Origin of the sequence: Caldanaerobacter sp. (genome assembly GCF_049701115.1) — a bacterium.
GTDB lineage: Bacteria > Bacillota > Thermoanaerobacteria > Thermoanaerobacterales > Thermoanaerobacteraceae > Thermoanaerobacter.
This window is the reverse complement of the sequence record NZ_JBNATX010000039.1, coordinates 1-15,902: the sequence shown is the minus strand read 5'-3', so window position 1 is coordinate 15,902 and position 15,902 is coordinate 1. Positions and strand designations below refer to the sequence as shown.

Annotated in this window: 12 protein-coding genes; 7 read left to right on the top strand and 5 right to left on the bottom strand. The window is 36.4% G+C overall.

Annotated features, from left to right (window positions below; translation table 11 throughout):
- Positions 1-243: 243 nt before the first annotated feature.
- From ACPLVE_RS09690 to ACPLVE_RS09675, 4 genes are all read right to left on the bottom strand, one after another.
- Positions 244-1,575 carry a glycoside hydrolase family 30 protein gene (locus ACPLVE_RS09690; protein WP_424611353.1) on the bottom strand — a complete coding sequence of 444 codons (1,332 nt, stop codon included), beginning with the start codon at positions 1,573-1,575 and terminating at the stop codon, positions 244-246.
- A 21-nt stretch (positions 1,576-1,596) separates the two neighbouring features.
- A complete protein-coding gene (locus ACPLVE_RS09685; protein ID WP_424611352.1) occupies positions 1,597-2,424 on the bottom strand; it encodes a carbohydrate ABC transporter permease in 828 nt (275 codons plus the stop codon).
- A 31-nt stretch (positions 2,425-2,455) separates the two neighbouring features.
- Positions 2,456-3,343, bottom strand: a complete 888-nt coding sequence (locus ACPLVE_RS09680) for a carbohydrate ABC transporter permease (protein ID WP_424611351.1) — start codon at positions 3,341-3,343, stop codon at positions 2,456-2,458.
- A gap of 61 nt (positions 3,344-3,404) precedes the next feature.
- Positions 3,405-4,760: an ABC transporter substrate-binding protein gene (locus ACPLVE_RS09675; protein ID WP_424611354.1), complete on the bottom strand. Its 1,356-nt coding sequence runs from the start codon at positions 4,758-4,760 to the stop codon at positions 3,405-3,407.
- A gap of 208 nt (positions 4,761-4,968) precedes the next feature.
- Here ACPLVE_RS09675 and ACPLVE_RS09670 point away from each other — a divergent pair, with 208 nt between their 5' ends.
- The 3 genes from ACPLVE_RS09670 to ACPLVE_RS09660 are packed head-to-tail and all read left to right on the top strand — an operon-like array spanning position 4,969 to position 10,388.
- The gene (locus ACPLVE_RS09670; RefSeq protein ID WP_424611350.1) at positions 4,969-6,750 is read left to right on the top strand and encodes a sensor histidine kinase; all 1,782 of its coding nucleotides are present in this window, start codon (positions 4,969-4,971) and stop codon (positions 6,748-6,750) included.
- A gap of 11 nt (positions 6,751-6,761) precedes the next feature.
- Positions 6,762-8,327 carry a response regulator gene (locus tag ACPLVE_RS09665; RefSeq protein ID WP_424611349.1) on the top strand — a complete coding sequence of 522 codons (1,566 nt, stop codon included), beginning with the start codon at positions 6,762-6,764 and terminating at the stop codon, positions 8,325-8,327.
- A gap of 60 nt (positions 8,328-8,387) precedes the next feature.
- A complete protein-coding gene (locus tag ACPLVE_RS09660) occupies positions 8,388-10,388 on the top strand; it encodes a prolyl oligopeptidase family serine peptidase (RefSeq protein WP_424611348.1) in 2,001 nt (666 codons plus the stop codon).
- Positions 10,389-10,426: 38 nt separating this feature from the next.
- Here the strand turns inward: ACPLVE_RS09660 and ACPLVE_RS09655 are convergent, their stop codons facing one another.
- On the bottom strand, positions 10,427-11,065 hold the full coding sequence (locus ACPLVE_RS09655; protein WP_424611347.1) for a DUF1614 domain-containing protein: 639 nt from the start codon (positions 11,063-11,065) through the stop codon (positions 10,427-10,429).
- A 194-nt stretch (positions 11,066-11,259) separates the two neighbouring features.
- Between ACPLVE_RS09655 and ACPLVE_RS09650 the strand changes: the two genes are divergently transcribed.
- The 4 genes from ACPLVE_RS09650 (at position 11,260) to ACPLVE_RS09635 (ending at position 15,791) form a co-directional block, all read left to right on the top strand.
- Positions 11,260-11,484, top strand: coding sequence for a DUF896 domain-containing protein (locus ACPLVE_RS09650; protein WP_424611346.1), 225 nt, complete (start codon positions 11,260-11,262; stop codon positions 11,482-11,484).
- Positions 11,485-11,501: 17 nt separating this feature from the next.
- The gene (locus ACPLVE_RS09645; protein ID WP_424611345.1) at positions 11,502-12,923 is read left to right on the top strand and encodes an aspartate aminotransferase family protein; all 1,422 of its coding nucleotides are present in this window, start codon (positions 11,502-11,504) and stop codon (positions 12,921-12,923) included.
- A 14-nt stretch (positions 12,924-12,937) separates the two neighbouring features.
- The gene (locus ACPLVE_RS09640) at positions 12,938-13,435 is read left to right on the top strand and encodes a thioredoxin family protein (RefSeq protein WP_424611344.1); all 498 of its coding nucleotides are present in this window, start codon (positions 12,938-12,940) and stop codon (positions 13,433-13,435) included.
- A 181-nt stretch (positions 13,436-13,616) separates the two neighbouring features.
- Complete coding sequence (locus ACPLVE_RS09635; protein ID WP_424611343.1) at positions 13,617-15,791, top strand: adenosylcobalamin-dependent ribonucleoside-diphosphate reductase; 2,175 nt, start codon at positions 13,617-13,619, stop codon at positions 15,789-15,791.
- The last annotated feature ends 111 nt before the right edge of the window (positions 15,792-15,902 follow it).

Genomic DNA, 15,902 nt, shown 5'->3' with positions numbered 1-15,902 from the left:
AATTCCATTAAATCTCATGGGAGTTGATTTTGTAAAACTTGTGATAACCTCTATAGTGTTTTTTGTGGTTGGACTTTTAATCTTTGATATAGCAGACAAAAAGGCGAAAAAGAAAGGAATTTTGGGAATGTATTAAAGACAAAGGAAGGCCTTCTGTCTGATTTTTTCAACAGAAGGCTCTCTTTTATTTTAATCTTAGTTATATTTTTTATAGTACATTTCACCACATTTAATCTTAACTTTCTACCCAATTATAAAAGTCTCAATAGACCTCTTAATAGAAGGCACAGGATAAAGGTTATCATCTATATCCAAAAGTACATCAATATTTTCTTCCGTTTTATTCATTATTACTACAATTATTTTACCTTCCAAGGTTTTTGCTGAAAGGACTTCTAACCTTGAGTCGTTGGTTTCAGATTTTATTGTTTTTGAACCGGGCTTTATGAATTTTGAAAAATGTCCTATATAGTAGTAAGAACTTTGGTAAAAAATTTCTTTTTTCTCTGTATCGACAATGATAGGAGCGTCGCAATAGTTTTTGACGTGATTAGGCCCTCCCATTGTATCTAACACTATATTCCAGTCAAAAAAGCCGACTGTATAGTTGTTAAAATCCCCTATTATTTCATGGGCATATCTTTCACCAAGCTTCCAGGAGCCTAAATTTACTCCCCCTTCTTGAGTTCCTTCTGTAAATACTAATTTTATATAGGGAAATTCTTCTTTTATCTTTTTTAATTGTTCAAAATGGTCTCCTGCGTACCAGTGAAAGCCTACACCCCAGACATATTTGGAAGCTTCTTTATCTTCTAAAACCGTTTTTACTCTTTCGTATATTATGTCTTTGTTGTGGTCCCATATAAGAATCTTGATATGAGAAAGGCCATTTTCTAAAAGAGCGGGGCCCAAATAGTATTTTACAAAGTCTCTTTCTTCTTCAGCAGTGTATATGCAGGATTCCCATATTTGTACAGCCATTGGCTCATTTTGAACTGTAACAGCCCATATGTCAATACCTTCGTCTTGATAGGCTTTTATGAATTTAACAAAAAATTCTGCCCATGTCTTTCTGTATTCTTCTCTTAATTTTCCACCGTATTTCATATCATTGTTTGTTTTCATCCATGCAGGAGGGCTCCAAGGGGAGACGAGTATTTTTAAATCTGGTACAAGTTCTTTTATTCTTTTTAAAAGAGGTATTACCCATTTTTTATCCCTTTCTATGTTGAAATACTTCAATTCTATATCTCCTTCTACATCATCGCAACTGTAACTTTCCAGTGAAAAATCGCAGCTGTTCATGTGTATTCTCACAAGTTTATATCCCAATCCTTCTTTTTCATCAAAATAGTCTTTTAGGATTTTTCCCTGTTTTTCATAAGGTAAAGATGATATGTTGTAAGCAGCGGCTTCAGTTAAAGCGCCTCCAAACCCTATTACTTCTTCTAACACTTCATCGGGATATATTTTTACAAGAGAAGCTTTGTTTTTTGTATCTCTTTTTTCTATGTCTTCAAGTTTTGCAAAAGGGATTTTATAATCTTTAGCAGTGACATATCCTTCTATATGCACATTATCACCCCTTAGAAAGTTTTAGCCTTTTAAGGCACCTAGTGTTACGCCTTTTGTTACCTGCTCATTAAGAAGTATGTAAATTATCAAAGAAGGTAAAGCCACAATAGTCATGACAGCAAATTGTATAGCGTAATTTGAGGCATACTGCCCTGCAAAGTTATAGACCGAAAAGGGAAGCGTCCTGAATTTGTCTGAGGTCAGGTAGGTGGCTGCCATTATAAATTCGTTCCAGGTGGTGAGAAAAGTTGTTACAGTTACGGTTACTATTGCGGGGGTTGATAAAGGGAATATAATCTTAAAAAGTATTGTGAAAATTCCTGCTCCATCCATTACAGCTGACTCTTCTATTTCTCTTGGGATACTGCCAATGAAGCCAGTCATCAAGAATACTGCTTGAGGGAGGGAAAATGCTACATATGGCAAAATTAAGGCTAAGTAGGAGTCCAGTATGTGGACTTCTTTAAATATTACAAAATTTGGGAGCAATGTTGCATGTATAGGTATCATAAGTCCTAGGAGAACGTACATCAATACTTTATTGCTTAATTTCCACTTCATTCTGACAAAGGCGTATGCCATCATAAGAGATAGTATTACGGTCAATCCTACTGATGTGACGTTGACAATCACGCTATTTATAAAGTAATGGGAGATTTTCCCATCTTTCCATGCTATATAGTAGTTTTGAAATTGAGGTGGGGAGGGAATCTTTAATATATTTGCTCCATAAACGTCCCCGCTTTTACAGAGAGAAAAATCTACAAGCCATACAAGAGGGAAAAGCTGGCCTATAGAGAAAATTAGTAAAATTATAATGAGCGTTATTCTTCTGTTGTGAAAGAGCAAAGATTTTTTTGCACGTTTTTACCTCCTAAAATTAGTATTCATAGTTTTCAGCTCTAAACACTTTCAGGAATAAGACATTTATTATCAAAGTTACTATTACAAACAATACAGAAATTGCATTGGCATATCCGTACTGATAGGAGCTAAAAGCCTTTATGTAGAGGTAATTTGCGATAAACTGGCTTGCATCACCCGGGCCACCGTTAGTAGTGAGGTAAACTGTTTCCATTTGTTTTAGGGCATATATTATAGCGATTGTAAAGTTTACTTTAATGACAGGTTTTAAAAGGGGTAAGGTTATTTTTGTGTACATATTAAAACCTGTTGCTCCATCGATTTTTGCTGCTTCATATAGCTCTTCCGGGATGCCTTTTAAGCCTGCATAATATATCAAAAGTGCCCATCCAAAACCCTGCCACATCATGATCACAATGACTGAAGCAAGAACAGTTTTAGGATCTCCTAACCACTGCTGTTTTAAAAAACCTAGATGAAATAACTCCAATGCTTTATTAATAAGGCCATACTGAGGGTCATAAAGGCTTACCCACATTCGAGAGGTTACAATTATGGGGATTATAGCCGGAATGAAAAAGATTGTGCGAAATATTTTTTCTGCTCTCCCTCCTACTTTATCTATCAATATTGCAAAGGTTAATGCTATTGGGTGCTGTATAAAAAGATAAGATAACGCTAGGAGCACAGCATGGTATAAAGACTTCCAAAAAGTCATGTCAGACAAAATAATCGTTTTAAAATTTTTAAAACCGATGAAAACAGGTTTATCTATTCCCGACCAATCAGTCATGCCAATATAAACGCTTAAAAATATAGGAGCTAAAATCGCAAATGTATATATAGAAAGCCCTGGTAGAATCAAAAGTAGAATAGTTTTTTTATCAGTTAAAACTTTGTGCATGTTGTCACCTCTTTGATGAATTTACCTACTTCCGGGGAATCCCCGGAAGTAGGCATATTTTTCATTGTATTTCTGCTTTTGCTAACTCTTCCAATTTTGATAGGAATTGTTCTGGAGTTATGGTTTTTGCTGCTAACATTTGGATTAAAGTCTCTGCTTCTGTTTTAAAGTTTGGTGTGTAAGAGTCCTGCCACACTGTCCCGCTTACTGAAGTAGCGCTGGAGAAGATTTGTGTTAGTTTTTTCTGAAGCTCTGTTTCATTTCCAGTCATGAATTTACTCCAATCTTGTCCAGGAACTACTAGGCCCTCCTGCCAGCCTATTTTAGCCCACTTATCAGGTTGCATCATGAAAAGTAGCAATTTCATTGCTTCTTCTTTTACAGGTGATTTGGAAGAGACTGCGTAGCCGCCGCCATGCCAAGCGAGTATATCTGTTTTCTTAGCTTTGCCACCGGATATAGTAGGGAAATAAGTGACATCTAGGTTTTTCTTAAATGAATCAGAAAAATTAGGATTTGTGGCCATTCCTACTTCCCATGAACCCATGTAATACATCGCAGCTTTTTCCTGTGCGAATAGATTGTTTGCTGCTCCATAGTCTGCTGCTATAAAAGAGTCCTGAAATCCTCCGGCATTTACGAGTTCAACGAAATCTTTAGCGGCTTTTAAAAGTATAGGGTCTTTGGATATGTTATTCTTTTCTGAAAGGACTCTGTAGATGTATTCCTGATCGCCGGATTCTTTTAATACCAAATCTTGATACAGAATTGCCAATGACCATTTGTCTTTTCCGTTTATTGAGATTGGAGCTATATTGTTTTTACGAAATGTTTTGGCAGCACCAATTAATTCTTCGAAGGTATCGGGTACGTTTACGCCGAATTTTTCAAATAATCCTTTGTTGTAATAAAGTACCATGAAGTCAGTATTTCTCGGTAGTCCATAAAGTTTTCCTTCATACATGAAGTCTTTTAAAGAAGAGGTTTTAAAGCCGTAGTCTTTTATTTGGTCCATCTTTATTTCTTCTACTAAACCTGCTTTCATGACAGGAAGGAAGAAAGAAGGCTGTCCCCACACCATGAATATGTCAGGCATTTCATTGGAAGCGGCATAAACTTTGAATTTTTGTTTATAAGGTTCGTCCTGTAGAGCTTCTACCTCAATCTTTACATTTGGGTGTTCTTTCATGTATTCGTCAATCAACATTTGTTCTAATTTTCCTTGGCCTGAAGTTCTATCAGGAAGATTTGAAAGAAACTTAATTTTTATTGCCTGTTCCTGCTGTTTTGGTTCCTGTTGAGCATTGGTAGCTTCACTAGAAGGTGTTTTGGAAGGTTGGCTGCACCCGACGGCCCCTATAATCAGAGCGAATATGACTAGAAAGGCAGTCAACAGCTTAAAAGCTTTTCTTGACATCAAAAATTTTCCCCTCTTTTTAAGTTTTACTGAGGCGCCCCAGTTTTCCATAGATTTGTTTTCATTATATCAGGATTTTTGTAAATGTTTAAGTAGAAGATTTTTATATTTGGTTTGAGATTTTTATGTTTTTCTAAGGAAGTTGAAGTTGAAAAGCTTTTAGTTATATAATTAATTTACAGAAGATTTTGAAAGGATGTAACTGAGTATGATTTTAAAGCTCAAGAGCTGGTTCATGGGGCTTAATATAAGGCACAAGATTTTAATATTGTTTTATGGTGTAGTGGTTATTACGTCTTTGCTAATCGTGCTCTTTTCGTACACTATATCAATAAATCAACTTAAAGAAGAGGTGGGGAATTCTCTTTTAAGGGATACAAAAAGGATTGCTGCAAGTATTGATTTTTTGCAAAGGGATGTTAATGAACTTTCTTCTTTCCTTGTTTTAGATCAGCGTATTCAGAATTTTATAAGTCCTCACTCGGATTTTACAAAGTATTCTCTTGGACCTTTAGCAAGTCTTCTTGCTTCAAAGGATTATATAAGCTTTATAGCTTTATATTCTTTTCAGGGGGATAAGTATTACTTCTCTAATGACAGTAGTACATTGATAATGGATTTGGAACTCATTAAAAGAACCAGCTTTTACAGAGAAGTTTTAGATAGAAAGGGTGCTCCCATATGGGTAAGTTTAGAAAATTTGCCTTTTGATTTGATACTCAAGAATAATTACCCTAAAATCGCGATGGCAAGGGTGCTTTTAGATTTTAATACATACAGGCCAGAGGGCTTATTGGTAATATGTATAAACATACCTACAATTGAAAAGGTTTATTCTGAAAACTTAAAAGAAAAAGAGTCTGCCTTTTTCATAGCTGACAGAAATGGAAATATAATATCTTTTAAGAGCACTTTTTCGGGATTTACGCCGAAATCGGCTCATGATATACTCACAAAATACCTTAAAGACAAACAAAATGTAGTGATAAATATAAATTCATCTAAGCTTCTTGTGACATCAAGTCTAATACCTACTTCTGATTGGAGGCTTGTAAGTGTCGTCTCTTTAAAAAATGCCATTAATTCTATAAGGATTTCTTTTATCAGATTTTATCTTCGGATACTGGCATTTTGTTTGATTTTTGCTTTTTTGGTTTCCATGTACTTTTCGAAGGTTTTAACTCGTCCTTTGGAGAAATTGGCTAATTCCATGAAAAAAGTGCGACAGGGGAATTTGGAAGAAAAAGTGGAGTTTGAGTATCACTCGAAAGACGAGATAGCTGTTGTGATAAGAGAGTACAACAGGATGGTTGAAAGGATAAACGAACTTATAAATAAAATTTTAAAGCTGGAAATTAATAAAAAAGAAGCAGAGTTAAAAGCGCTGGAAGCTCAAATAAACCCCCATTTTTTGTATAATACATTGGATACGATTTTTTGGAAAGCCGAGAAGGCAAAAGATAAGGAGTTAAGTGAGATGATTTACTCTCTTTCTCGGCTTTTCAGACTGACTCTAAATAGGGGGGAAGAGTTCATACAGGTAAGGGGGGAAAAGGAACTCATAGAAAGGTATCTGTTTTTACAAAGCCAAAGGTATAAGAACAAATTTAGATACTGTGTAAGTATTTCTGATGAAATTTTGGATTATTATATTCCAAAGCTCATACTTCAGCCTTTTGTAGAGAATGCAATTGTGCACGGGTTAGAAAATAATTCAAAGGAAAGTTTTCTGGAAGTCATAGGTGAAAAAGAAGGAGAAAATTTGAAATTTATCATTAAAGACAATGGGCCCGGCATGTCAGAAGAAACTTTAGAAAAGCTGAAAAAACTCATAAATTCGGACAATATCAAAGAAAAGGTGGGATATGCCATAAGAAATGTAAATGAGAGATTAAAACTTTATTATGGTGATAGGTATGTGCTCAAGATAGATAGTAAAGAAAAGGAAGGGACAACTGTTTTACTTATACTGCCAGAGAGTATATCTTAAGGAGTGATTGTATGAGGCTCTTTGTAGCTGATGATGAAATGGAAGTTGTGGAAGGGATTTCGACACTTATTGATTGGGAAGGAAATGGGATTGAACTTGTAGGGTATGCCATGGATGGAGAAGAGGCTTTAAACAGTATAAAAAATTTAAAGCCTGATATTTTAATAATAGATATACGAATGCCTAAATTAGATGGTCTTGAAGTAATTGAAAAAGCTCAAAGAGAGGGATTGAGGTTTAAAAGTATAATTTTGAGTGGATATGATGATTTTTATTTTGCGAAGAAAGCTATAGAGCTTAAAAGTTTTGGCTATCTTTTGAAACCTTGCAGGCCTGAAGAAATTTTGAAAGAGGTGCTGAAGGCAAGACAAGAGTTGGAGAAAGAGAGGGAAAGAGAAAACACACTAAAGGAGTTTTTGGAGTATTATTATAAGACTCTTCCTGTGATTAAAGAGAGGCTATTGAGTGAGGTATTATACGGGATAAGGACCTATGTAGACGTAAAAGAAGATTTTGCGAGGTATAATGTGGATTTCCCTTATCAAAAATACTGTATTGTTTTGATGAAGATTGAGACAGAAGCTCAAAATGAAAGTGAGTTAGAAGCCTATAAGCTTGCCTGTGCCGATGTAATAAGGAAAAGGGCTGGGGAAATGAGGATTGAGGTGATAAGAGACAGGGAAGAAATTGCGATATTGATAAATTCTGAAGAGGAGCTAAAGAAAGATACCATTGAAAATTTCTTAAAAGATGTAAAGCAAGAGATGCAGCATGTTCTAAAAGTTTTTGCATACTTTGGCGTAGGTAAATGGGTGGAAGGATTAGATAGAATAAAGTACTCCTATTACCAAGCTAAAGAAGCTCTTGAACTCAAGTTTTTTGCGGAAGAATTTGATGCAGTTTTTTATGAAGAAATATATCCTTATAAAGATAATATCTATTATTATCCTTTCGAGGAAGAAAGAGAAATAATAAACAGTGTATTTTTAGGTAAAAAAGAGGAGTTAAATAAAAAAATAGAAAACTTTTTAAATGCTCTTTACCAAACAGGGGCTTCTCAGTGGTTTGTTAAAACATCCGTATTGGTACTATTGGGGAATTTAATAAAAAGCTGTTATGAGAAAAATGTAAATGTTGGAGATATTTCAGCAGATAAGGCTTTTGAAGGCATTTTAAAGGCCGACAAAAAAGAGACTATAAAATCTCATCTTCTTTCCATGATTTATAAAATTGCGGAAAGAGTAGGGGAAAAAGAGGATAAAAGTCCTATAATCAAAGACGCTATAGAGTACATACATAAAAATTACAATAAAGAGATAAGTTTAGAATCTGTTGCAAAAGAAGTATACGTGACTCCTGCATATCTTAGTATTCTATTTAAAAAAGAGATGAATATAAATTTTGTAAATTATCTGCATAAAGTTCGAGTGGAAAAGGCTAAGGAACTTCTCTCTAATAGGAATCTTAAGACGTACCAAGTTGCGAGCATGGTAGGATTTAGCGATGAAAAATATTTTTCACAGATATTCAAAAAATACACAGGTCTTACCCCTTCTCAATACAGGGACAGCCTTTAGGATTTTTTCCTGTCATATGTTATAATATTTTTGAAAACATTTTATTAGGGGGCGTTTTTAATGGAGAAGATGCAGCTGGAAGATTTTACAAAGTTCAAATTTTTATCAGGATTAAAATTTTCTCCAAGTGGTAGTCACGCGGCATTTGTGGTACATAGAATGGACGTTGAGGAGAATAAGTATTTGTCTAACATATGGGTTTTGGATACAAAGACTAAAAAATATTTTCAGCTGACTTCCTTTAATGAGGAGAGAGGATTTGTATGGCTTGACGATGATTACATACTTTTTGCAGGTAGCAGAAATCCAAAGGACAAAGAAAAGGCAGAAAGTGGAGAGGAATTTACAAAGTACTACAAAATTAACATACACGGAGGAGAAGCTGTTGAGGCTTTTGTGATACCTAAAAAGGTTACAGAGATTTTGCCTGTTGATGGCGATACTTTTCTCTTGATTGCACTTTATAATGTGAATAAAAAGGATTTGGAGGGTTTGAGTGAGGAGGAGAAGAAAAAAGAGCTTGAAAGGAGAAAAGAGGAGAAAGATTACGAAGTATTTGATGAGATTCCTTTTTGGGCGAATGGCGAAGGAGTCATCAATAAAGACAGGGGAAGGCTCTATGTTTATAAATTAAGTGATAATAAATTGCAGCCTATAACAGATGAATACACTGATGTGTATTCTTTAAAGCTCAACAAAGATAAGACAAAAGTTGTGTTTATAGGGAAAAGTTATAAGGACAAAATGCCTTTGATAAGTGATGTTTATATATACAATTTAAAGGTTGGAGAACTTAAGAAAGTGAATAAGGATTCAGATTTTTCCTATAGGTATGTGGATTTTTTAGGAGATAAGATAATATGCGCTGGAACAGATATGAAAAAATACGGTATAAATGAAAACAGCAAATTCTACGTTTTGGAAGAGGAATCAGGTGAAAGAAGGTGCATAACTCCTAACCTTGACATGAGTTTAGGGAATTCTGTAAATTCAGATGTGAGATACGGTTCAGGTTTTAGTTTTAAAGCAGAAGGAGATTATTTGTACTTCATATCTACAGAGAGGTACAATGCTTATCTTAACAGGATAAATTTAGAAGGGAAAATAGAAAAAGTTATAGATAAAGATGGATCTGTGGATATGTTTGATGTACATGGCGATAATATTCTTTTTATCGGCTTTAGAGGATTAAAGCTACAAGAGCTTTATGAATACAAAGACAGAAAAGAGATACAGATTACTGATTTTAATGAGTGGGTGCAGAAGGAAAAGAAACTTTCAAAGCCTGAAAGAGTAGAGGTAGAGACGAGGCCAGGGCATTTTATAGATGGCTGGGTTATAAAGCCTGTAGACTATGAAGAAGGCAAGAAGTATCCTGCAATATTAGATATACATGGTGGTCCTAAAACAGTATATGGGGATGTGTACTTCCATGAAATGCAGTACTGGGCTTCAGAAGGGTATTTTGTATTTTTCTGCAATCCGGTAGGAAGCGATGGCAGAGGAAACGAATTTGCTGATATAAGAGGGAAATATGGTACAATTGATTATGAAGATATTATGAAATTTACAGATTATGTGCTTGAAAATTACAAAGACATTGACTCTGAAAGAGTTGGCGTTACAGGCGGTTCTTATGGAGGATTTATGACAAACTGGATAATAGGGCATACAGATAGGTTTAAGGCAGCAGTATCTCAAAGGAGCATATCAAACTGGTTTACAGAGTTTGGAACTACAGATATAGGTTATTACTTTGTGCCAGACCAGGTGGGCGGTACTCCCTGGGACAACTTTGGGAAATACTGGGACAATTCTCCGCTTAAATATGCTGATAAAGTGAAGACTCCGACATTGTTCCTGCATTCTGATGAGGATTTTAGGTGCTGGCTTGCTGAAGCTCTTCAAATGTTCACGGCTCTTAAATACTTTGGAGTGGAGTCAAGGTTGGTGATCTGTCATGGTGAAAACCACGACCTTTCAAGGAGCGGAAAACCAAAGCACAGGATAAGAAGGCTTAAAGAGATGACGGATTGGTTTAATAAGTACCTTAAAAAATGAATAAAAGAGGCATCTTGAGTGGTTCAAGATGCCTCTTTTTATGCAAGTAGTGCGGCCACTACTCCGACTAAAAATATTCCATCAAATATTCCCGCACCACCAATACTTATGGCATAAGAGTGCAAATCTTTAAAATGAGGTATGTTTAAAAGGTCTGCACCAATTAATGTGCCTAAAACTCCCGAGATATAAGCGACAGGTGCTGCATCGTGATAAGAGAGTAAAATTGCAGAAGCGGCTGCCACAAGAGGCGGTATAAAAGCAGGGAGAGTAATGCCTACTCCAGGAACAGGCTTGGCTAAGGCTTTTGCTACAATCGTCACTATTATCGTGGCTATTATAGTTGGGAGTAGTGGTGTCCTTGGCAAGAGATATAGACTTAAAATTACAGGTACTACAGCTCCTCCTACGTTTACTGCAATTACTTGTTCTTGCACGCGGGGAGGATAGTAAAAGAAAAAAGGTGAAAAATATCTTTCTTCTTCATGTACAATGATTTTTTTCCGAGAGACCGGAATGTTTATTACGCTTCCTATTAAGGACAAGCTGAAAACTAAAACCGCCATTTGAGGTGATAATCCCAGTTTTGCAAAGGAGAAAGTAGTGGCGTGTATAAAAAAGCTGACTATCAAGAATGGGAATAAAAGAATTAGAAAAAATATCCATATTAAAGGCATTTAAAAAACCTCCTCGGTACTTTGCTATATTGTTATGATATCATAAAATTAAGGATTGCATCCATCATTTTATAAAATTCTTTTGTGTTTTTATTAAAAAAGAAATATAATATACTTGTTAACGCTTGTTTTGTATGTTTTATGTGAATTTTTAAACATACGGTTAGTAAAAGTTAATATTAAGGGGTGAGAAAATGATAACCAAAGAAATGATCGACAGAATAAATTTTTTATACCATAAATCTAAAGCTGAAGGACTCACAGAAGAGGAAAAGGAAGAGCAAAAGAGATTAAGAGAAGCTTATATAAAGGAAATAAAAGAAAGAGTAAAGAAAGAACTTGATAGATTGTTTATTGAAGCATCTCATCATCACCACCACCATCACCATCATCACGATAAACTTTATAAAGAACATTAACTGAAGGGGAGAAGAAAATGGATGAAAAAGCAAATATAAAAGAACAGATTCCTGAATACATAACTTTAGAGGAAGCTTTAACTTTAAATAAAAACCAGGTAAAGGAGAATTATAAGGAATATGTAAATTCGGTTTTTGTTTCAATGCTTTCTATGCTTCAGTTTGATAAACTTTTTGTAAGAGCCAAAGGGGTTTCTGTATGGGACAATGAAGGAAATGAGTATTATGACTTTTTAGGTGGATATGGGGCCTTAAATTTAGGGCACAATCCTGATGAGGTAATTGAAGCAGTTGAAAAAGTGAAAGACATGCCTAACCTTTTGCAGGCTTCTATAGGGAATCTTCCAGGTGTTCTTGCTCACAACCTTGCAAAAATTACCCCGGGAAATTTAAAGAGGAGCTTTTTCTGTAATAGCGGAGCAGAGGCGGTTGAAGGAGCTTTAAAGCTTGCCAAGATTGCATCGGGGAAGAGAAAGATAGTTTACTGCGAGAACTCTTTTCATGGAAAGTCAATGGGAGCCCTCTCTGTAACCGGCAGGAGAAAATACCAGAAATATTTTGAGCCTTTAGTGCCAGAGACTGTGGCGGTTCCCTTTGGGGACGAAAAGGCGCTGGAGGAAGCTTTAAAAGGAAAAGATGTGGCTGCTTTTATAGTTGAGCCCATTCAAGGAGAAGGTGGGGTAATTGTTCCGCCTGAGGGGTATTTAAGAAAAGCAAGAGAGCTTTGTACGAAGTATGAGGCATATCTCATTGTGGACGAAATACAGACAGGTTTTGGAAGGACAGGAAAAATGTTTGCCTGTGAACACGAGGACGTTGTGCCTGACATAATGACGCTTGCAAAATCTCTAGGTGGAGGGGTTATGCCGATAGGGGCATATATTACCACCGATGAGATATGGCAAAAAGCCTATGGTACAATGGAAAAAGCATTACTGCATACTTCTACTTTTGGCGGTAATACCTATGCTTGTGCAGCTGCGATTGCTTCAATACAAGCTATTATAGAGAAAAAACTTCCTGAGGCTGCCAGAGAAAAGGGTGAATACTTTTTAGGTCGACTGAAAGAGTTAAAAGAAAAACATCCAAAACTTATAAAAGATGTTAGAGGAAAGGGGCTTTTAATAGGAATAGAATTTAATCAGCCTGAAGGAGGTCTTTTAGATAAGCTTTCAGGTGGAGCTATTTCTAAGCTTTCAAGTGAGTATATAGGCTCTTTGATTGCGGCAGAGCTACAGAACAAGCATAGAATTATAACGGCTTATACTTTAAACAATCCAAATGTTATAAGATTGGAACCGCCTTTAATTGTCACAAAAGAGCAAATTGACAAAGTGGTAGATGCTTTGGATGAAATTTTAACGCGCAATAGCAGTTTCTTGGGAATAACTGTTTCAGGTGCAAAAACAGTGTTAGGCTCTTTATTTAAAAAACAATAAAGGAGGAAAGCTCTTTGAGCTTAAAAGATTTATTTGAAAAAGGGCTTACTTTTGAGGAATTTATAGAAACTTCTGAAGATGATATTACAAGACAGCGTATCAGGGAAAGATATGATAAGACTGTTTTAGAAGAAGATATGGCGCAGAAAATTGCTTCTTTACCTGAGGTAAATATTTTGGCCTTTGCTGAAACCTGGTGTCCAGATTCTCAAGTGAATGTACCTATTGTGGCTAAAATTGCGAGTTATAATAAAACTTTTGAACTTAAAATTGTCAAAAGAGAAGGAAATGAAGAGTATATGAAACCTTACTATGTGGAAGGAAAGCCTAGGATACCTACATTTGTGTTTATGGATGAGAATTTTAAAGAATTTGGGCATTGGGTTGAAAGGCCGCAAATTGTTAGGGAATTGGAAAAGAGAGAAGCTATAGATTGGAAGAGAGATTACTTAAAAGGGAAGTATGATGGTGAGATTGTCAGAGAAATTGTAAATATTTTACTCCGGCGTTAAGCCGGACTTTAAATTTTTTCTCTGGTTTAATTTAATAAGATTTTGGACGAAATTTAATAGTAGATGTGGAAAAAGTGGGGCAAAACTTCGAATTTTAAACTTGCAAAAAACACAACAAAATGTATAATAGAAGACGTCGATATACAAAATATTGTGTTTTACACAAAGGGAGGTAAAATAAATGCTTCCAGCGTGGAACGAACAGAGGGAGAAAGTTTTTTTGGATAGGTATGCCTTAAAAGACAGAGAAGGCAAACCCGTTGAAAAAAAGCCTGAAGAGATGTTTAAAAGAGTTGCAAAAGCTATCGCTACAAATGAAAAAGAGGAAGAGATGTTTTATAAGGTGATGAGTGAATGGAAATTTATTCCCGGTGGTAGGATATTGGCTGGGGCGGGGACTGGCAGAGAGGTTACATATTTCAACTGCTTTGTAATACCTGTGGAAGCAAATGACCCTAAGAAGGGGAATGACAGTCGTGCCGCTATAATGGATACAATAGCTAAGATGTTGGAGATTAATTCAAGGGGCGGCGGCGTTGGAATTAACTGGAGCACATTAAGGCCCAGAGGTGCGTATGTGAAAGGGGTAGGGGGAACTTCATCGGGAGCAGTTAGCTGGATGCTAGCAGCCAATGAAGTGGCTACACAAGTTGAGCAGGGTGGAAGTCGTAGGGCAGCTTTGATGTTCATGCTCTGGGATTGGCATCCAGACATAGAAGAATTTATAAAAGTAAAAAAAGACCTTACAAAGATGCAGCAGGCTAACCTTTCTGTGGCTGTTTCTGACGCTTTTATGGAAGCAGTAGCACAGGACAAGATGTGGAAGCTTGAGTTTCCAGATACTTCACATCCCAATTACGATGCCGAGTGGAAAGGAGACCTCAATGAATGGAAAGCTAAGGGTTACCCTACTGTAGTATATAAAGAGATTCCTGCGAGAGAGCTCTGGAACAAAATTGTGACTGCTGCATGGGAGTCTGCAGAACCGGGAGTAGTCTTTTTAGAAAGGTATAATAAATTGAGCAATACTTACTACATCACGAAGATAATTTCTACAAATCCTTGCGGAGAATTAGGCCTTGAACCTTACGGTGTTTGCAATTTAGGGGCTATAAACTTAGTTGCATTTGTAGAAAATGGGAAAATTAATTTTGAGGAATTAGAGGAAACTGTAAAGATGGCGGTGAGATTTTTAGATAATGTGCTTGATTTGGGGGCATATGTGCTTCCACAAAACAAGGAGATGGCGCAGAGGCTTCGCAGAGTAGGATTGGGTTTGATGGGACTTGCAGATGCCTTGATTCTCATGAACTTAAGGTATGGGAGCGAGGAATCTCTGAAAGCAACAGAAGAAATCATGAAGAAGATAAGAGATGCAGCCTACAGGGCTTCTGTAGAATTAGCTAAAGAAAAGGGACCTTTTCCTGAGTTTGTGGCTGATAAGTATTTGAAAGGCCAGTTTATACAAAGATTGCCAAAGGATATAAAGGATGAAATTGCTAAATACGGCATAAGAAATGCTACTATCCTTACGCAAGCTCCTACTGGTACTACCTCCATTCTAGCAGGAGTGAGTTCAGGGATAGAACCTAATTTTGCAAAGGAGTACGTGAGAAAAGACCGTACAGGTACTCATACGGTGAGGCACTGGCTGGCGGATTATCCTGCTTTTGTAAGTGCTCATGAAGTTGCCCCAGAGGAGCATGTAAAGATGCAGGCTGTACTGCAGAAATACATTGATTCAAGCATTTCTAAGACTATAAATCTGCCAAGAACCGCCACGGTTGATGATATAGATAATATATATAGACTAGCTTATGAACTTGGATGTAAAGGGATAACGGTTTACAGAGACGGGTCAAGAGAAGGAGTACTTGTAACAGATACGAAGCCGCAGGAGAAAACAAAAATAACTGAAAGGCCCCCCGTATTAAAGGGAATTACAAAGAGAATAGAAACTCCTTTAGGAAGAGCATATGTTACTATAAACTTTATAGATAACAAGCCTTTTGAAGTGTTTGTAAACATTGGGCGAGCAGGCTCAGATGTGGCAGCTTTTACGGAAGCCATAGCAAGGTTAATTTCTCTCGCACTAAGAGGAGGAGTGGCAGTAGAAGACATAATAGAACAGCTGATAGGAATAGGAGGAGCGACTACTATAGGCTTTGGAGAAAATAGGGTACTCTCTGTTCCTGATGCTATAGGAAAAGCTCTGAGAAACGGATATGAGCAGCAAGGTAATTCTGTTAAAGTAGCGGCTACGAATGTGGACATATGTCCTGTATGCGGTATGGCTACATTTGTATATACAGAGGGGTGTAAGACCTGTCTCAACTGCGGTTATTCCCAGTGTTAACAATTTAGGTCCCCTTGTCAAAAGGGGACCTCAGTTTGTTGACAAAGCAAAATTTAAGCCCCTGTTTTCTTAGTACCGAAAGCAGGGGCTGTATATATCTGAATAAAATTT